Consider the following 17,526-nt stretch of genomic DNA (forward strand, 5'->3'; position numbering starts at 1 on the left):
AATGCCGTTGACGTGACCGAAACATCCCTGCCTCAGTGATCGGCGTCACCCCGTACCGCGTGTAACCCGCATCCTTTGTGGGGAGCCCACCAAGTGCCGCTTCCGGCCTTTGTCGACCGCTGACGTGTCCGGCTCAGACGGGCCGGGATAGCGTCACAGAGTCCCTTGCCTGCCCCCATCCCGCGGAGTCCCCATGAGCACCGCCACCGCCGCCGCGTCGACCCGCACCGGCACCGTCCTCGCCGATCTCCTGCCCGCGTCCCGGGTGCGCGACGCGGCCCTCGTGGCCGGCGGCGCCGCGCTCACCGGCCTCGCCGCCCAGATCGCGGTCCCGGTGCCCGGCTCCCCGGTCCCGGTGACCGGCCAGACCTTCGCGGCCCTGCTCGTCGGCACCGCCCTCGGCGCCCGCCGCGGCCTGCTCTCCCTCACCCTGTACGCGCTGGCCGGCCTCGCGGGTGTGCCGTGGTTCGCGAGCGGCACCTCCGGCGTCTCGGTCTCCTTCGGGTACATCCTCGGCATGATGCTCGCCTCCGCCGTCGTCGGCGCCCTGGCCCGGCGCGGCGCCGACCGCGGCGTACTGCGCATGGCGGGCACGATGCTGCTCGGCGAGGCGCTCATCTACGCGGTCGGCGTGCCGTACCTGGCCTACGCCGCGGACATGTCCGCGTCCGCGGCGATCGCGGCCGGCCTCACCCCGTTCCTGATCGGCGACGCGGTGAAGGCGGCCCTGGCGATGGGCGCGGTGCCCGCGGCGTGGAAGCTCGTCGGCAAGCGCTGACCCCGCACCACCACAGCGGGGCCCGGGATGCTTTCGGCACCCCGGGCCCCGCTGTCGTACCGGCCGCTACGACTGCCGCCGCGGCCTGCGCTGCGACCACCACACCCCCGCCGCCCCGGCCGCGATCAGCGCCGCGCCGGCCGCCCCGAGCGGCAGCACGTCACGTCCCGCGCCGGTCTTCGGCAGCTGGTCGCCGCTCGGCCCCACCGGCTTGTTGTCGGTGCCGAGCAGCAGCGGGGTGGCCGGGGCGTTCGGCGACGGGTTCGTCGTACCGAACGGCACCGGGCCCTGCTGCCAGAACGTCTTCTTCCCGTCCGCGCTCTGCACGGGCAGGCAGATCTTCCCGGTCCTGCCGAGATCGAACGTCGCGTCGACCGCGTACGACCTCGACCTGCCGGCGCCCAGCGCGCCCACGGGACAGCTGAAGGCGCTGTTCGAACCGGCCGGCAGGTCCTTCGCGGCGACGGCGTCGCACCCCTGCACCCCGGTGACCTTCAGCCCGTCGAAACCGACCACCAAAAGCCGGATACTGTCGCTTTCCTTGGTCCCTTCGTTCTTCACGGTGGCGGTAATCGCCGTTTTCTGTGAACTGTTGTCGACCGAGATCCTCGCGGGCAGTGCGGTCGTCAGCTTCACCCCGTCCGGTGCCTGGTCGACCGCCTTTCCCCCCTTGCCGCTGCCCGGCCCCTGGTCGTCGGCGACGGCCGTGAACGGCAGGATCATCACGGCCGAGAAAGATGCCGTGACCAGCGATCCCGTGACCACGGTCAGCCTCCGGAGCGTACGACGAGAACTCATGTTCGTCCCCCTTGCAACCCCCTGGACCGCGCCTGAATTCGCGGTCACTTGAAGAGGTACCACAAGATTTCTCCGCACTATGCTGGTACGGCCGTAAGTGTGACCATTGTGTGTCGGCAGGGGCGGCCGTTGAGGGGGTGCAGCGAATTGCCGGGGAATTCAGAGAATTCAGGGAATTCAGTTGGCGGGGAGAGCCCGGGGAATGCGGGGAATCCGGAGAACGCGGGGCCGGGCGGTGTTCCCGGGCTGCTGGTGACCGGCCGCTACCGGCTGGCCGAGAGCATCGGGCAGGGCGGCATGGGGCGGGTGTGGCGGGCCGCCGACGAGACGCTCGACCGGCAGGTCGCCGTCAAGGAGATGCGGATCGACGGCCTCGACGCCGAGGACACCCGCACCCGCCGCGAACGCACCCTGCGCGAGGCCAGGGCCACCGCCCGGATCGACCACCCCAACGTGGTGCGGGTCTACGACGTCGTCGACGAGGGCGAACGCCTGTGGATCGTCATGGAGCTGGTCAACGGCCGCTCCCTGGAGTGGATCATGGCCGAGGAGGGGCCGCTGAGCCCGCGCGCGGCCGCCCGGATCGGCCTCGGCCTGGTCGGGGCGCTGCGCCAGGTGCACGCCGGGGGAGTGCTGCACCGCGACATCAAACCCGGCAACGTCCTCGTCGAGAGCACCGCGGGCCGGGTCGTCCTCACCGACTTCGGCATCGCCGCGATCCAGGACGCCAAGGCGCTCACCATGGTCGGCATGCTCGTCGGCTCCCCCGACTACATGGCGCCCGAACGCGTCTCCGGCCGCCCGCAGGGCCCGCCCTCCGACCTCTGGTCGCTCGGCGCGACCCTGTGTGCGGCCCTCGGCGGCCGCTCCCCCTTCTCCCGCGACACCACCCTGGCCACCCTGCACGCCGTCCTCTACGAGGAACCCGAACTCCCGGCCACGGCAGGCCCGTTGCACGACCTGCTGGCAGCACTGCTGGCGAAGGAACCGACGGTACGCCCCGGCCTGGAGGAGGTGGAACGGGAACTGCGCCCGGTGGCGTACCCGGCCCAGACCCCGACGGAGCGCTATCCGGCCCCGCACCCGCCGGAACGCCCCACCCCGGCGTACGTGGTACACCTCCCGGCCCCCGAGGACGAACGCCCGCAGCCGCCGACGCCGGTCAGCGCATCGACAGAGGCGGCCTCGGAACCTCGCGCGGAGGTCCGCTCGGAGACCCCGTCGGCCAACTCGACGGACCCGACCCGTCCGCAGCTGGACCCCGCCTTGCACCGCCCCGAACCGCAGCGCCCCGTCAGGGGCGCGGGGAACGGCGCGACCAGCCACAACGAGCCCGCGGCGACCCACCGGCGCAAAGCCCCCGAACGCACAGCTCTCCTGGCCGTACTGGGAACCACCGCAGTAGCCACCGCCCTCGTCATCCTCCTGACCACCACGACGGGCGGCGGCGACAAGGACACAGCGACCGGGACCTCTTCAACCCCCTCAGTCACAACCGATCCGTCGGCCACCGTGGCGGGCACCGCCCGCCCCCGCTCCCTCCCGCCCGGCACCCACGAGGAGGCCGGCGGCTTCGCCTGGGCGCCGCCCACCGGCTGGCGCAGGGACGTGAAGACGGGCGCCGAGGTCCACTACACCTCCCCCGACGGCAGCCAGGAACTCGTCGCCAAGTCCTCGCTCGCCCGCGGCAACCTCATGGACAGCTGGCGCTCCTCCGAACAGAGCGCCCACCAGGGCCAGGACTACACCAAGATCCGGCTGGCCGAGACGACCTTCCGCGGCCACCCGGCCGTGGTCTGGGAGTACACCTTCACCCTCAGGGGCACCCCCTGGCACGCACGGCTGCTGGGCTTCGACGCCGGCGGCAAGTCGTACCAGATCAACACCTGGTACCAGCCGGCGGTCGAAGCCCAGGCCGTACGTACCTACGACAAGGTGAAGGAGAGCTTCACCCTGCTGTGAGGATCAGCCGACGGACACCTGGTCGGCGGGCTCGGCGACCGCCTCCTTCGCCCGGCCGCCGGTCACCTTCTCCTTCACCACCGCGACGGCGACCACCGCCGCCGCGACCAGCAGCGAGAGCAGCACGGTGGTACGGCCGCTGCTCTCGCCCTCCGTGTCGGTCAGCATGTAGCCGAGGACGAACACGATCAGACCGGCCGTCGCCCAGGTCAGGTACGGGTACAGCCACATCTTCACGACGAGCTTCTCCGGCGCCTCGGCCTGGACGATCTTCCGCATGCGCAGCTGCGAGAAGCAGATGACGAGCCAGACGAACAGGGCCACCGCGCCGCTGGAGTTGACCAGGAAGAGGAAGACGGAGTCCGGGAACTTGTAGTTGAAGAAGACGGCGACGAACCCGAACAGCACGGACGCGACGATCGCGGCCATCGGCACCCCGCGGGCGGTGGTCCGGGCGAACGCCCTCGGGGCGTCACCCCGCTGCCCGAGCGAGAAGGCCATCCGGGAGGCCGTGTACAGACCGGAGTTGAGACAGGACAGCACCGACGTCAGCACGATGACGTTCATGATCTGGCCGGCGTGCGCGATGCCGAGGGAGTCGAGGGCGGCGACGTAGGAGCCCTTCTCCTTGATGGACGGGTCGTTCCACGGCACCAGCGAGACCACGATCAGGATCGAGCCGAGGTAGAAGACGCCGATCCGCCAGATGATGCTGTTCGTGGACTTGGTGACCGCGCGCTGCGGGTCCTCGGACTCACCCGCGGCCAGGGTGGCGATCTCGCTGCCCATGAAGGAGAAGACGACGAGCAGCACGCCGGTGAGGATGGCGCCGGGCCCGTGCGGCAGGAACCCGCCGTGGCCGGTGAGGTTGGAGAAGCTCGCCCTGTCGGTGTCCGCGCCGGGCAGTACGCCCAGCACCGCGAGCAGGCCGACGACGATGAACGCGCCGATCGCGACGACCTTGATGCCGGCGAACCAGAACTCGAACTCGCCGTAGGAGCCGACGGAGACCAGGTTGGTGGCGGTGAGCACCGCCATCACGATGAGCGCCCAGCCCCACTGCGGTACGGCCGGGATCCAGCCTGCCAGGATCGTGGCGCCGGCGGTCGCCTCGACCGCCAGCACCACCACCCAGAAGAACCAGTACAGCCAGCCGATGGAGAACCCGGCCCAGCGGCCGAGCGCGCGGTCCGCGTGTGCGGAGAACGATCCGGAGGTGGGGTTCGCGGCGGACATCTCGCCGAGCATCCGCATCACCAGCACCACGAGCGTGCCGACGAGCGCGTACGAGAGCAGGATGCCGGGGCCTGCGGTGGCGATGCCGGTACTGGAGCCGACGAAGAGGCCGGCGCCGATGACACCGCCGATGGCGATCATCGACAGATGCCGGTTCTTGAGTCCTGCCTGGAGACCGTCCCGGGGACCGTCGTGGGGGCCGTTGCCAGTCATGGGGGGAATTCCTTTGTGCCGGGTGAGCGGGCTCTCGCACGAGCGGCGTACGAGTTGGTCCAGTGAAACGGAGGTGGACTGATTCCTGAACCTTTGAATCCAGATCGTTACTTGAGGTTTTCCTGAGGTTCTGTAGTGTTGCTCACACATTCCGGGACGCTGTCGGGTATGCGGCCCCGGCCCTGCCGGGTGTTCCGGCCCGTGTCACACTCGTCCCATGCGCGTGTATCTCGGCTCCGACCATGCGGGCTTCGAACTCAAGAACCACCTCGTCGAGTGGCTGAAGGCGGCGGGCCACGACCCCGTGGACTGCGGCCCCCACATCTACGACGCCGACGACGACTACCCGCCCTTCTGCCTCCGCGCGGCCGAGCGGACGGCCGCCGACCCCGAGGCCCTCGGCATCGTGATCGGCGGTTCCGGCAACGGTGAGCAGATCGCCGCGAACAAGGTGAAGGGGGTGCGGGCGGCGCTCGCCTGGAGCGAGGAGACCGCGTCGCTCGGCCGACAGCACAACAACGCGAACGTCGTCGCGGTGGGCGCGCGCATGCACACGCAGGACGAGGCGACGAAGTTCGTCGAGACCTTCCTGAACACACCGTTCTCCGAGGGCGAGCGGCACATCCGCCGCATCGACATGCTGTCCGCGTACGAGACCACGGGCGACCTCCCGCCCATCCCGGCGCACCACCCGCAGCCGTAGTCTCTGCCCACCCACCCGCCCGACTCGGTCGCCCGAGAGGCGGGGCAGGGGGCAGCCGGTAGTCGTTCGCCCGCGGGCGCGCGGGGGCTGATCGCGCAGTTCCCCGCGCCCCTTACGGGGCGCTCCCGCGGGCGGAGCCGACAACGTGCCTCGTACGGGGCGCTGCCTCCGGCGGAGCCGACAAAGTTCCGTGCCTCTTACTGGGCGCTGCGCCCGGGCTCCGTGCCCGGGGGGCTTCCGGTCCTTCGACGTTCACCTCTCCACTGACCGAGTCGGGTGGGTGGGTGGGAAAGGAATCACGTCAGTGCCAGAGGGGCACACGATCCACCGGCTCGCGCTGGACTACCGTCGGCTCACCGGGCCCGTACGGGTCACCAGCCCGCAGGGCAAGTTCTCCGACGCCGCGGAGCTGATCGACGGCGCCCCCCTCACCCGTACCGAGGCCCACGGCAAGCACCTCTTCCTCGGCTTCCGCGACAGCGACTGGGTTCACATCCACCTCGGCCTCTTCGGCAAGGTCACCTTCGGCGACGCCCCCGCGCCCCCCGCCACCGACACCGTCCGCCTGCGCCTGGCGAACCCGACCGCCTACGTCGACCTGCGCGGCCCCACCGCCTGCGCCCTGATCACCGACGCCGAGAAGACCGCCGTACACGCCCGCCTCGGCCCCGACCCGCTCCGTGCCGACGCCGACCCGGACACGGCGTACCGCAGGATCTCCCGCAGCCGTACGACGATCGCAGCCCTGCTGATGGACCAGAAGGTCATCGCCGGGGTCGGGAACGTCTACCGCGCCGAGGTCCTGTTCCGGCACGGGATCGACCCCTACCGCGCGGGCAGGGACATCACCCCAGCCGAGTGGGACGCCGTCTGGGCCGACCTCGTCGGGCTCATGCACGAAGGCGTCCGCCACAACCGCATCGACACCGTGCGGCCCGAGCACACCCCGGAGGCGATGGGCCGCCCGCCGCGCGTCGACGACCACGGCGGCGAGGTGTACGTCTACCGCCGGGCCACCCTGCCCTGCCACCTCTGCGGCTCCGAGATCCGCACCGCAGGCCTCGCCGCCCGCAACCTCTTCTGGTGCCCCACCTGCCAGAAACGCTGAGCGCGCGCTAGAAGCCGTGCGGCAGCCACGGCAGCACCGGTGACCCGAACGCCACCGACGCCTCCGCCAGCGCCCCCGGCCGCAGTTCGCCCACCCGCCCGGCCCGCGCCAGCGACAGCAGGGACACGCCACCGAGGTACGCCGCCCCCAACTCCCGTACCGACAGCGTCAGCTCGGCCGCGTCCGTCGTACGCTCGCAGGACGCCCCCTTGGCGTCCCCGGTCAGCCGCCAACGCCCCGCGTTCCAGGGGCAGAAGGCGTCCGCCACCTCCAGCACCACGTCCACCGGCGCCTGGTAGGTCCGCGCCGCGAGCGCCGCACCGACGTCCACGAGACGCACGTACCCCATGTCCCGCACCCGCGTCAGACAGCGCCGGATGTCGGAGACCTGGTACTGCCAGGCGTCGTCGACCGGCCGCCCCCGCACCGTCAGCTTCGACATCAGGTCGATGCCGAACAGGAACCGCCACAGCGCCGCGTCGCTCGCCGGGTCGAGCGCGGCGAGGTCCTCCAGCGTGACCGTGCCGTCGTGCCCGCTCGCCGACCAGCCCATCTTCGTACGGAACCGGGCGTACCCGGTGACCTCACCGTCCCGCTCGGCGACCACGCACTGCAGCGCCGACGCCCCGCCCCGCTCGCTCTCCGGGTCCAGCAGCCCCGCCCGCTCCCACCCGGGCTGCCGGGCCAGCATCCCGGGCCGCAGCGGCACCAGCTCCGCGTAGACCGCCTCGCACGCGCCGAGCACCTCGGCCGGATCGGCGTACCGCAGCCGTACGTCACCGGTGCCGGCCGGCACGTCCAGCGTCACCCGGCTGGTGTCGATCTCGGCCTGCAGCTGGAAGGTCGCGGCGCCGTACCCGAAGCGGCCGTAGATCGCCGGCTCGGAGGCGGTCAGCGCGGCCAGCGGCTCGCCCCACTCCCGGATGTCGTCCAGCTGGCGGCGCATCATCGACGTCAGCACCCCGCGCCGCCGGTGCGTCGCGGCGACGCTCACCATGGTGATCCCCGCGGTGGGCAGCACGGCACCGCCCGGCACGGTCATCCGGAACCGGAACGCCCCCGCCGTCCCGACGAGTTCGGACCCGTCCCAGACGGCCAGCGAGCGCTCGTACTCGGTGAGGGACCGGTCCAGGTCGCGCTCCTCGGCCGGCGCCGGACCGGCGCCGAAGGCCCGCACCAGGTGGTCCCACCAGCCGTCGAACTCCTCGGGACGCAGCACCTTCAACTCGGTCGCACGCTCGGTCGCCATACGCCATGACTACCAGGGCATTGCAGGACGAGCCAGCGAATTTCTCCCGGACGGCGACGCGGGGGCTTCCGGTGAAGTTCACTGTGAAGTCGCACCCGAAGGTGAGCCTCGGACGGGGGACAAGTGGGACCTCCCGTGCCAAGCAGCTGGTCCGATGGATAGGGTCCCGAACTAATGGCAGTAGACCGAGAGCGGCGCGCGAAGGCCGACACCCTCCCGGCCCGGTGGAAAGTGCAGTGGCACCGGGTCCGCGTCGGCGTGCGCAGAAGCGCCGTGGACTACTTCCGCGGCGACGGATCCGACTGGATCGCCCTGATCGGACTGCTCCTGACCGTCCCGGTCCTCGCGGCCATGACCCTCGCCAACTCGGTCTGGTTCTCGCCGGCCACGCTGGTCCTCCCGATCGTCGCGGGCGGCCTGCTGCTGCGCCCGGCGAGCCTGCTCGGCCTGTACGCGGCGGCCGCCACCGCCCTGATCGTGGAGTCGGTACGGCTCGGCCCCTACACCGAGGGCCCCTCCCGGGTCACCCCGGGCGTGGTCCTGACCGTCGCCGCCTGCGGTTTCTTCGGTCTGCTCACCGCCCAGTTCCGCAGCCGGGTCGGCGTGCCCTGGCGGCGCGGCGGCACCATGCTCTTCGACCTGCGCGAACGTATCCGGGTGCAGAGCAAGCTGCCGAAGCTGCCGCCGGGCTGGCACCGCGAGATGGCCCTGCGGCCGGCCGGCGGGCAGTCCTTCTCCGGCGACTTCGTGGTCGCGGCCCGCACGAACAACGGCCGCACGATGGAGGTCGTCCTCACCGACGTCTCCGGCAAGGGCATGGACGCGGCGTCCAGAGCCCTCCTCCTCTCCGGCGCCTTCGGCGGCCTCCTGGGCTCCCTGCCGCCCCACGCCTTCCTCCCCGCCGCCAACGGCTACCTCCTCCGCCAGGACTGGGACGAGGGCTTCGCGACCTCCATACACCTGGTCCTGGACCTCGACTCCGGCGACTACGAGCTGTACTCCGCGGGCCACCCGCCCGGCCTCCAGCTCAGCGCCGGCAGCGGCCGCTGGGAGGAGAAGGCCGCCGAGGGCCCCCTCCTCGGCGTGTACGACGGTGCCCAGTTCGACCCGGTCAAGGGCTCCCTGCGGCCCGGCGACGTCCTCATGATCTTCACGGACGGCCTGGTGGAGACCGCCGACCGCGACATCGTCGAAGGCATGGACCGCCTCACGGGAGAAGCCGACCGCTACGTCGCCGGCGGCTTCCATGGCGCCGCCTGGCACCTCATCGAGGCGGTCGCGAAGGACGTCAACGACGACAGGGCGCTGCTGCTGATCTGCCGGGAGGCGGCGAGATGACCGCGAACCGTCGCCGTCCGCGAGCCCGTCGTGGCCGCTCGCGCAGTTCCCCGCGCCCCTGACGGGGCGCTGTCCCCAGCCGTATCCGTGCAGCGGCGGCCCTGAAAGGCATAGCTGCGGGCAGTCGTGCCGCTGGGGCGGCACGGGTGGGCGCGGCGGCACTCTGCGAGCGCCGGTAAGGGACACCCCCCGCCCCGGCCACGAGATACTCGCACCGTGACCCCGACCCCGCTCTCCCTCGCCGACGTCGAGAGACTCGCCCGTGACGCCCACGCGGCGCAGACCGACAAGGCAGGCCGGCCCTACGCCGAGCACCTCGCCGCCGTGGCCGACGGCGTCCGCGCCCGTGGCGGCGACCCGGACCAGATCGCCGCCGCCTGGCTGCACGACGCCGTCGAGGATCACGCCCTCACCGAGGAGTGGCTGGACACGGCCGCCCTCAGCCCCCGCACGAAGGCGGTCGTGCGCGCCCTGACCAAGCACCCCGGCGAGCCCCTGGAGTCGTACGCCCGGCGCGTCCTCGCCACCCCCGGCGCCCTCCTCGTCAAGGAGGCCGACCTCGCGCACAACGCCGACCCCGGCCGGCTCGCCGTACTGGACGAGGCCACCCGGAGCCGGCTGACCGAGAAGTACGCCCGGATGCGCGCCCTCCTCGGCCTCCCCGCCTAGGCGGACCCCGGCGTCACACGCCGGCCATCTCCCGGCTCCGCGGCTCCCGCTCCCGGGCCGTCTCCGCCGCGTCCCGCCGGAACGCCCAGTCCATCCGCGGCTCCATGGAGAACCGGAACACCCGCCGCACCGGCGAGGTGCACAGCAGCGTCACGCACCCACCCGCGAGCGCCGTGACGAGGATCTCGCCGAGCGGTCCGTGCAGCCACTTCGGGTCGAACCAGCCCGCGTGCACGCCGTACTTCACGACGAAGCCGTGCAGGAGGTAGCCGTACAGCGTGCCCGCGCCCAGCGCCGTGAACCACGTCCGCCGGCCCGGTACCCAGGAGAAGAAGCCGGCCGTGAGCACCATCGAGCAGCCGAACATGGCGAGCACCATCACCGGCCCGCACCACCACGGCGCGCCCAGCTCCTGCGCGGAGTCCCGGTGGTAGAACCACGCGGTGTTCATCCGCGGCACCGACCACCACGCGAACGCCAGCGCGAGGGCGAACACCGGCACCGCGGCGATCCGCACCGGCCACCGGCGCACCAGCCGGAAGTGCTCGGGCCGCAGGCACAGGCCGAGCACGAAGTACGGCAGGAACTGCAGCACCCGCTGGAGGTCGAGGTCGTCACCGATGCTCGGGGACACGGACGCCAGCATCGCGATGGCGAAGGCGACCGGAAGGGGATGGCGGACCGCCCGCCACAGGGGCGTGGTCAGCCGCCAGACGAACAGCGCGCACAGGAACCAGGTCAGGTACCAGGGGTCGAGCAGGCTGACGTCCTGGCCGGAGTCGCCGACCACGAAGCGCTGGAAGAGCGAGTAGGCCGTCTCGAACAGGACATAGGGGACGACGACCCCGGTGACCAGCCGCTTCAGCCGGTCGGGGCGCATGTCGAAGTTCCGGGAGAAGTAGCCGGAGATGATGATGAAGGCCGGCATGTGGAAGGCGTACACGAGGCAGTACGCCGCCTCCAGGACGCGGCTGTCGCCCTTCAGCGGCTCCCAGGAGTGACCCATCGCGACGAGCACGATCGCCAGGTACTTGGCGTTGTCGAAGAACGCGTCGCGCGGTCTGTCCGCCGGCGGCCGGGCCGGGGGACGCGGTGTTCGGTTCTGGCCGGGGGACGTGGCGGCGGCAAACATCTGAGGCACCCTAGCGTCGCCTGTGGGATTCCGTAAAACCGCCGATGCTATTCCTGGTAATCGGCGGGAACCGAATCTTGATCGCCGGGGGATTTACCGGGGCCGATGCCTGCGCGTATGCAGTTCCATGCGGCACTTACACCCGTGATGTCCGCATTCATCCCTACTAATTGGTGCATAACGAGCATAGGTGGCCGCGCCCTGCCGTACCTGTGTCCATAATTCGAATTGGCTGCGCACGAGTTGTGTGGACACGGAAACCATGTCCGTCAATTGCCGTGCGGCCGTGGGCGGGTGGGGCCTCGAAATGCAGTGCGGGCGGTTGTCGGTGTGCGGTGAGTTGTCGACGTTGTGTCACGAACCGCATAGTGCGGCCGGGTTGGTGGCACGATGGATCTGGCGGGGTGCGGGGCCGTACCCCAGGCCGGAGAGCGGACCGACCGAGGGTGTGATCAGTTGTGGCCATTTCACTGTCTGTGGTGTTGCTGTTGGCGATCATCCTTGTGGTGATGATGAGAGGGGGGAACATCAAGGCGGGCCCCGCGATCGTCGCCGTCCTGTTCGGCTTCTTCCTCGCGTCGACCGGGATGGCCCCCTCCATCCAGCGCTTCCTCGACTCGCTGGCGCAGACCATAAACTCGATCAACTTCTGACCGCGGGGGCGGCCGACGGCACGCGGCCCGCGCCACGACGACGGCAGTGACCTGCGGCGCACGCGTGCCCGCCGCCCACCCCGTGCGCTCCGTCCGCCTATCCGCGGGGAACGGGGACCTGCTTCCAGCCGTCGACCGACCTCGTGACGAACAGAACCCGATAGACCTCGCGGGTCCACACGGTGGCACCCTCCCCATGCTCGGGGAGCTCCCGGAACGCCTCTTCCTCCGAGTCGTAGCTGTACTTACGACCCTTCGCGTCCTTGACCATCCACTCTCTGCCGGGCAGCCCCGCCGCTCCCATGGCCACGTCGGCTCCGCCTCCCTGCCGATCCGGTCCCGGCTACGACCGAGGCCCAGGTCACCGGGTGAATCCACCCGGTGACCTGGGCCTGAGCCATTCGGAGCGGGCGACGGGAATCGAACCCGCGTAGTCAGTTTGGAAGACTGAAGCTCTACCATTGAGCTACGCCCGCACAACACGCGCCGCAGGTCGGGGACCGCGGCACCGAAGGCATCGTAGCGGGTCGTCCGGCGCGTAGGCCAACGCGATGGCGCGGCGCGGATGCGGCGGTCGGGCTATGCCCGTGCGGGTGAACAAAGCGGCCGACGTGGGCGGCCCGGGCATGTACCCTACGTGTCGCACCGAAACGGGGTGTGGCGCAGCTTGGTAGCGCGTCCGCTTTGGGAGCGGAAGGCCGTGGGTTCAAATCCCGCCACCCCGACCACCACCTGACGGCGTCCGTCTTGATCGCCTTTTGGGGCGCTGAGCCGCTGCGGTTACTATGCAAGCTGCGCGCCCGTGTGTCCCGGCCCCCTGTACGGCGGCCTGCGAACTCCTCCGGGCGGCGAAACTCCGCCGGGCCCCTCTGGCACCGGCAGAACCCGAGAAGTCAGCCACAAGGAGACCGAACCGTGAAGAGCGCCGTGGAGACCCTGAACCCGACCCGGGTTCGGCTCACTGTCGAGGTGCCCTTCGAGGAGCTCAAGGACAGCCTCGACGCGGCGTACAAGAAGATCAACCAGCAGGTCACGGTGAAGGGCTTCCGCAAGGGCAAGATCCCGGCCCGCGTCATCGACCAGCGGTTCGGCCGCGGTGCGGTCCTGGAGGAGGCGGTCAACGACGCGCTTCCGAAGTTCTACACCGAAGCGGTCAACGAGGCCGAGCTGAACCCGCTGGGCCAGCCCGACGTCGACATCACGGAGCTGAAGGACGGCGAGACGCTGAACTTCACCGCCGAGGTCGACGTCCGCCCGGCCCTGGAGATCCCGGACTACTCCGGCATCGAGGTCGAGGTCGACGCCGTCGAGGTGTCGGACGAGGACGTCGAGAAGTCCGTGGAGCAGCTCCGCGAGCGCTTCGCCTCCACCTCCCCGGTCGAGCGGGCCGCCGAGGACGGCGACGTCGTCACCATCGACCTGGAGGCCAAGGTCGACGGTGAGGTCCTGGAGGACGGCATCGCCAGCGGCGTCTCCTACACCATCGGCTCCGGCGAGCTGCTGGACGGCATCGACGACGCCGTGAAGGGCCTGGAGGCCGGTGGCGAGGCCACCTTCACCTCCGAGCTCAAGGGCGGCTCCGCGGCCGGCCGCGAGGCCGAGGTCACCGTCAAGGTCACCCAGGTCGCCGCCCGCGAACTCCCGGAGCTGGACGACGAGTTCGCGCAGCTCGCCTCCGAGTTCGACACCCTGGACGAGCTCAAGGCCGACAGCCGCAAGCGCCTCGCCGACATGAAGACGTACGACCAGGCCACGCAGGCCCAGGAGCGCGTCCTGGAGAAGCTCCTGGAGCTCGTCGAGGTGCCCGTCCCCGAGAAGCTGCTCGAGGACGAGATCAACACCCGCAAGCACAACCTGGAGCACCACCAGCTCGGCCAGATGGGCCTCGACCTCGCGAAGTACCTGGAGATCCAGGGCAAGACCGAGGAGGAGTTCGAGACCGAGACCCGTGAGGCCGCGGTCAAGGGCATCAAGACCCAGTTCGTCCTCGACGAGCTGGTCAAGGTCGAGAAGCTGAACGTCAACCAGGAGGAGCTCACCGAGCACCTCATGCGGCGCGCGGCCTCCTCCGGCATGTCCCCCGACCAGTTCGCCCAGGCCGTCGTCGAGGGCGGCCAGGTCCCGCTCCTGGTCGGCGAGGTCGCCCGCGGCAAGGCCCTGGCCGTCGTGGTCGAGGCCGCCACGGTGAAGGACACCAACGGCGAGATCGTCGACCTGGACGACGAGGACGAGGACGAGACCGCGACGGAGGCCCCTGAGGCCGCCGCCGAGGCCACCGACGCCCCCGCCGAGGGCACGACCGAGGGCTGAGCCCTACGGCGCCCGTAGCGGCGCACAGGGGCTCCTGGGACCATCCCGGGGGCCCCTTTGCCGTCCCCTGGGGCTGCGGCGCGCCCCCGAAGGCGGCGCAGCCGCCGCTCGGGGGCGCGGGGAACTGCGCGAGCGACCAGGACGCACCCGCACACGCCCCCGCACCTTCACACGCACGGCGAAACAGCGGCCGGCCCACCGCCGAAGGCGACTACGCCCCCGGCGAACAGCCCTGTTACCGGGATTCCCCGAAGGGACCATCGCGTTAGGGTCCATGAGTACGAGGGCAAGGGGACCGGAGTCCGGCAGGACTGCAGCCCCCGGCCAAGCCCCCGGCTAGGGAAACGTGAGACGGCCCGGCGCCGTCGTACAGACGAGCAGGTGGATACGTGACGAATCTGATGCCCTCCGCCGCCGGCGAGCCTTCGATCGGTGGCGGCCTCGGCGACCAGGTATACAACCGGCTGCTCGGCGAGCGGATCATCTTCCTGGGCCAGCAGGTGGACGACGACATCGCGAACAAGATCACCGCACAGCTGCTGCTGCTCGCGGCCGATCCCGGCAAGGACATCTACCTCTACATCAACAGCCCCGGTGGCTCGGTGACGGCCGGCATGGCGATCTACGACACCATGCAGTACATCCCGAACGACGTGGTGACCATCGCGATGGGCATGGCGGCCTCGATGGGCCAGTTCCTGCTCACCGGTGGCGCCGCCGGCAAGCGCTTCGCGCTGCCGCACGCCGACATCATGATGCACCAGGGCTCCGCGGGCCTCGGCGGTACCGTCTCGGACATCAAGATCCAGGCCGAGTACCTGCTGCGCACCAAGAAGCGGATGTCCGAGCTGACCGCGCAGCACTCCGGCCAGACCGTCGAGGCCATCATCCGCGACGGCGACCGCGACCGCTGGTTCACCCCGGAAGAGGCCAAGGAGTACGGTCTCATTGACGAGATCATCACGCATGCCTCCGGTGTTCCGGGAGGCGGCGGCACCGGCGCCTGAGACCAGGCCCGGCCACGCCACGCTCCGCCGAGACTCCAGCCCCCCGAACGCCACCAGGACGGTGAACACCCTCATGAGCAACATCCCCGGCACGGCTGACGCCCGCTACGACGGGCCCCGGCCCGACGCCCGCTACGTCATCCCGCGCTTCGTCGAGCGCACCTCCCAGGGCATCCGCGAGTACGACCCGTACGCGAAGCTCTTCGAGGAGCGCGTGATCTTCCTCGGCGTCCAGATCGACGACGCCTCCGCCAACGACGTCATGGCGCAGCTGCTGTGCCTGGAGTCGATGGACCCCGACCGGGACATCTCGATCTACATCAACAGCCCGGGCGGCGACATGACCGCCCTCACGGCGATCTACGACACGATGCAGTTCGTGAAGCCCGACATCCAGACGGTCTGCATGGGCCAGGCGGCCTCCGCCGCGGCCATCCTGCTCGCCGCCGGCACGCCCGGCAAGCGCATGGCGCTGCCGAACTCCCGCGTGCTGATCCACCAGCCGGCCGGTTCCACCGGCCGTGGCCAGCTCTCCGACCTGGAGATCATCGCCAAGGAGTTCACGCGGATGCGTGACCAGCTGGAGACCATGCTGGCCAAGCACTCCAACCGCGCGATCGAGCAGGTCCGCGAGGACATCGAGCGCGACAAGATCCTCACGGCCGAGGAAGCGCTGGAGTACGGCATCGTGGACCAGATCATCTCCACCCGGAAGATGAACAACACCGACGTCCGCTGACAGGGGCCGCTGACAGAGAATGTATTCTCTGCCGCTCTTGGCACGGTTCGACCGCGCGCACGGCAAGGTGCACGTCAAAGTGAACCGTGCCAAGGGGGGCCCGTACGAGGGGCCCGGCAAGGTACCGTCGACATAAGGCAGCACCAGGAGCCGCTGGATTCGAGAGAGTCCAGGCGTCTCCCAGGCGAAGGGGAAGCACACCGTGGCACGCATCGGTGACGGCGGCGATCTGCTCAAGTGCTCGTTCTGCGGCAAGAGCCAGAAGCAGGTCAAGAAGCTCATCGCAGGGCCCGGTGTGTACATCTGCGACGAGTGCATCGATCTCTGCAACGAGATCATCGAGGAGGAGCTCGCCGAGACGAGCGAGGTGCGCTGGGAGGAACTCCCCAAGCCCCGCGAGATCTACGAGTTCCTGGAGGGCTACGTGGTGGGCCAGGAGCCCGCCAAGAAGGCCCTCTCGGTCGCGGTGTACAACCACTACAAGCGCGTCCAGGCAGGGGAGAACGGCGGCGCCCAAGGCCGCGACGACGCCATCGAGTTGGCGAAGTCCAACATCCTCCTGCTGGGCCCCACCGGCTCCGGCAAGACGCTCCTCGCGCAGACCCTGGCCCGCATGCTGAACGTGCCGTTCGCGATCGCCGACGCCACCGCGCTGACGGAGGCCGGCTACGTGGGCGAGGACGTGGAGAACATCCTCCTCAAGCTGATCCAGGCCGCCGACTACGACGTCAAGAAGGCCGAGACCGGGATCATCTACATCGACGAGATCGACAAGGTCGCGCGGAAGAGTGAAAATCCGTCGATCACGCGGGACGTCTCCGGCGAGGGCGTGCAGCAGGCCCTGCTGAAGATCCTGGAGGGCACCACGGCCTCGGTCCCGCCGCAGGGCGGCCGCAAGCACCCGCACCAGGAGTTCATCCAGATCGACACGACGAACGTGCTGTTCATCGTGGGCGGTGCGTTCGCCGGCCTGGAGAAGATCATCGAGTCCCGGGCGGGCGCCAAGGGCATCGGCTTCGGCGCGACCATCCGCTCCAAGCGCGAACTGCAGTCCAAGGACCAGTTCGAGGACGTCATGCCCGAGGACCTGGTCAAGTTCGGCATGATCCCGGAGTTCATCGGCCGCCTCCCGGTCATCACCTCGGTCCACAACCTGGACCGTGAGGCCCTCCTCCAGATCCTCATCGAGCCGCGCAACGCGCTCGTCAAGCAGTACCAGCGCCTCTTCGAACTCGACGGCGTGGAGCTGGACTTCGAGCGCGAGGCCCTGGAGGCCATCGCCGACCAGGCGATCCTCCGCCAGACCGGCGCCCGCGGCCTGCGCGCCATCATGGAAGAGGTCCTCATGTCGGTGATGTACGAGGTCCCGTCCCGCAAGGACGTGGCCCGCGTCGTCATCACGGCCGACGTCGTCCACTCCAACGTCAACCCGACCCTGATCCCGCGCGACGCCCGCGGGCGGGGCGCGGGGGAGCAGAAGTCGGCGTAACCCCACACACCGGCACACGCAGAAGCGGGGGGGGCGGGGGGGGGGGGGCGGCGGGGGCGGGGGGGGGGGGGGCGGGGGGGCGGGGGGGCGGGGGGGGGGGGCGCGCGGCCGCGAGCGGGGGGGGGGGTGGGTGCGCGGGGGC

Annotated in this window: 16 protein-coding genes and 2 tRNA genes; 12 read left to right on the forward strand and 6 right to left on the reverse strand. The window is 70.4% G+C overall.

Annotation, left to right across the window (positions count from 1 at the left end):
* Positions 1 to 193 precede the first annotated feature (193 nt).
* Entirely contained in the window at positions 194 to 778 is a 585-nt protein-coding gene (locus tag ACFY0K_RS12920) for a biotin transporter BioY (RefSeq protein WP_390639866.1), read from the forward strand.
* Positions 779 to 844: 66 nt separating this feature from the next.
* Here ACFY0K_RS12920 and ACFY0K_RS12925 read toward each other — a convergent pair whose 3' ends face one another.
* On the reverse strand, positions 845 to 1,576 hold the full coding sequence (locus ACFY0K_RS12925; RefSeq protein WP_390639867.1) for an LPXTG cell wall anchor domain-containing protein: 732 nt from the start codon (positions 1,574 to 1,576) through the stop codon (positions 845 to 847).
* Between the two features lie 297 nt (positions 1,577 to 1,873).
* Between ACFY0K_RS12925 and ACFY0K_RS12930 the strand changes: the two genes are divergently transcribed.
* Positions 1,874 to 3,538: a protein kinase gene (locus tag ACFY0K_RS12930; protein ID WP_390640005.1), complete on the forward strand. Its 1,665-nt coding sequence runs from the start codon at positions 1,874 to 1,876 to the stop codon at positions 3,536 to 3,538.
* A gap of 3 nt (positions 3,539 to 3,541) precedes the next feature.
* Here ACFY0K_RS12930 and ACFY0K_RS12935 read toward each other — a convergent pair whose 3' ends face one another.
* Entirely contained in the window at positions 3,542 to 4,987 is a 1,446-nt protein-coding gene (locus ACFY0K_RS12935; protein WP_390639868.1) for an amino acid permease, read from the reverse strand.
* A 217-nt stretch (positions 4,988 to 5,204) separates the two neighbouring features.
* Here ACFY0K_RS12935 and ACFY0K_RS12940 point away from each other — a divergent pair, with 217 nt between their 5' ends.
* Positions 5,205 to 5,690 carry a ribose-5-phosphate isomerase gene (locus ACFY0K_RS12940; protein WP_390639869.1) on the forward strand — a complete coding sequence of 162 codons (486 nt, stop codon included), beginning with the start codon at positions 5,205 to 5,207 and terminating at the stop codon, positions 5,688 to 5,690.
* Between the two features lie 304 nt (positions 5,691 to 5,994).
* Positions 5,995 to 6,798: an Fpg/Nei family DNA glycosylase gene (locus tag ACFY0K_RS12945; protein ID WP_390639870.1), complete on the forward strand. Its 804-nt coding sequence runs from the start codon at positions 5,995 to 5,997 to the stop codon at positions 6,796 to 6,798.
* A gap of 7 nt (positions 6,799 to 6,805) precedes the next feature.
* Here ACFY0K_RS12945 and ACFY0K_RS12950 read toward each other — a convergent pair whose 3' ends face one another.
* The gene (locus ACFY0K_RS12950; RefSeq protein WP_390639871.1) at positions 6,806 to 8,047 is read right to left on the reverse strand and encodes a GNAT family N-acetyltransferase; all 1,242 of its coding nucleotides are present in this window, start codon (positions 8,045 to 8,047) and stop codon (positions 6,806 to 6,808) included.
* 174 nt (positions 8,048 to 8,221) lie between these two features.
* On the opposite strand from ACFY0K_RS12950, the gene ACFY0K_RS12955 reads away from it, so the two are divergent.
* Positions 8,222 to 9,385 (forward strand): PP2C family protein-serine/threonine phosphatase, encoded by a 1,164-nt coding sequence (locus tag ACFY0K_RS12955; RefSeq protein WP_382721638.1) that lies wholly within the window; start codon positions 8,222 to 8,224, stop codon positions 9,383 to 9,385.
* Between the two features lie 216 nt (positions 9,386 to 9,601).
* On the forward strand, positions 9,602 to 10,054 hold the full coding sequence (locus tag ACFY0K_RS12960) for an HD domain-containing protein (protein ID WP_390639872.1): 453 nt from the start codon (positions 9,602 to 9,604) through the stop codon (positions 10,052 to 10,054).
* Between the two features lie 13 nt (positions 10,055 to 10,067).
* On the opposite strand, the gene ACFY0K_RS12965 is transcribed toward ACFY0K_RS12960, so the two are convergent.
* Positions 10,068 to 11,186, reverse strand: a complete 1,119-nt coding sequence (locus ACFY0K_RS12965) for an acyltransferase family protein (RefSeq protein ID WP_390639873.1) — start codon at positions 11,184 to 11,186, stop codon at positions 10,068 to 10,070.
* Positions 11,187 to 11,644: 458 nt separating this feature from the next.
* Between ACFY0K_RS12965 and ACFY0K_RS12970 the strand changes: the two genes are divergently transcribed.
* Entirely contained in the window at positions 11,645 to 11,839 is a 195-nt protein-coding gene (locus tag ACFY0K_RS12970; RefSeq protein WP_089107496.1) for a hypothetical protein, read from the forward strand.
* Between the two features lie 97 nt (positions 11,840 to 11,936).
* Here the strand turns inward: ACFY0K_RS12970 and ACFY0K_RS12975 are convergent, their stop codons facing one another.
* Together ACFY0K_RS12975 and ACFY0K_RS12980 are read right to left on the reverse strand one after the other, a co-directional pair.
* A complete protein-coding gene (locus ACFY0K_RS12975) occupies positions 11,937 to 12,149 on the reverse strand; it encodes a hypothetical protein (RefSeq protein WP_388596560.1) in 213 nt (70 codons plus the stop codon).
* Between the two features lie 95 nt (positions 12,150 to 12,244).
* Positions 12,245 to 12,315, reverse strand: a tRNA-Gly gene (locus tag ACFY0K_RS12980).
* A gap of 175 nt (positions 12,316 to 12,490) precedes the next feature.
* On the opposite strand from ACFY0K_RS12980, the gene ACFY0K_RS12985 reads away from it, so the two are divergent.
* From ACFY0K_RS12985 to clpX, 5 genes are all read left to right on the forward strand, one after another.
* A tRNA-Pro gene (locus ACFY0K_RS12985) sits at positions 12,491 to 12,567 on the forward strand.
* Between the two features lie 187 nt (positions 12,568 to 12,754).
* Positions 12,755 to 14,149, forward strand: coding sequence for a trigger factor (gene tig / locus ACFY0K_RS12990; protein ID WP_390639874.1), 1,395 nt, complete (start codon positions 12,755 to 12,757; stop codon positions 14,147 to 14,149).
* 401 nt (positions 14,150 to 14,550) lie between these two features.
* On the forward strand, positions 14,551 to 15,156 hold the full coding sequence (locus ACFY0K_RS12995) for an ATP-dependent Clp protease proteolytic subunit (RefSeq protein WP_093503033.1): 606 nt from the start codon (positions 14,551 to 14,553) through the stop codon (positions 15,154 to 15,156).
* 73 nt (positions 15,157 to 15,229) lie between these two features.
* Positions 15,230 to 15,895, forward strand: a complete 666-nt coding sequence (locus ACFY0K_RS13000; protein ID WP_351959215.1) for an ATP-dependent Clp protease proteolytic subunit — start codon at positions 15,230 to 15,232, stop codon at positions 15,893 to 15,895.
* A 202-nt stretch (positions 15,896 to 16,097) separates the two neighbouring features.
* Positions 16,098 to 17,384, forward strand: a complete 1,287-nt coding sequence (gene clpX, locus ACFY0K_RS13005) for an ATP-dependent Clp protease ATP-binding subunit ClpX (RefSeq protein WP_093503035.1) — start codon at positions 16,098 to 16,100, stop codon at positions 17,382 to 17,384.
* Positions 17,385 to 17,526 lie beyond the last annotated feature (142 nt).

Origin of the sequence: Streptomyces sp. NPDC001507, assembly GCF_042894765.1 — a bacterium.
Classification (GTDB): Bacteria; Actinomycetota; Actinomycetes; order Streptomycetales; family Streptomycetaceae; genus Streptomyces.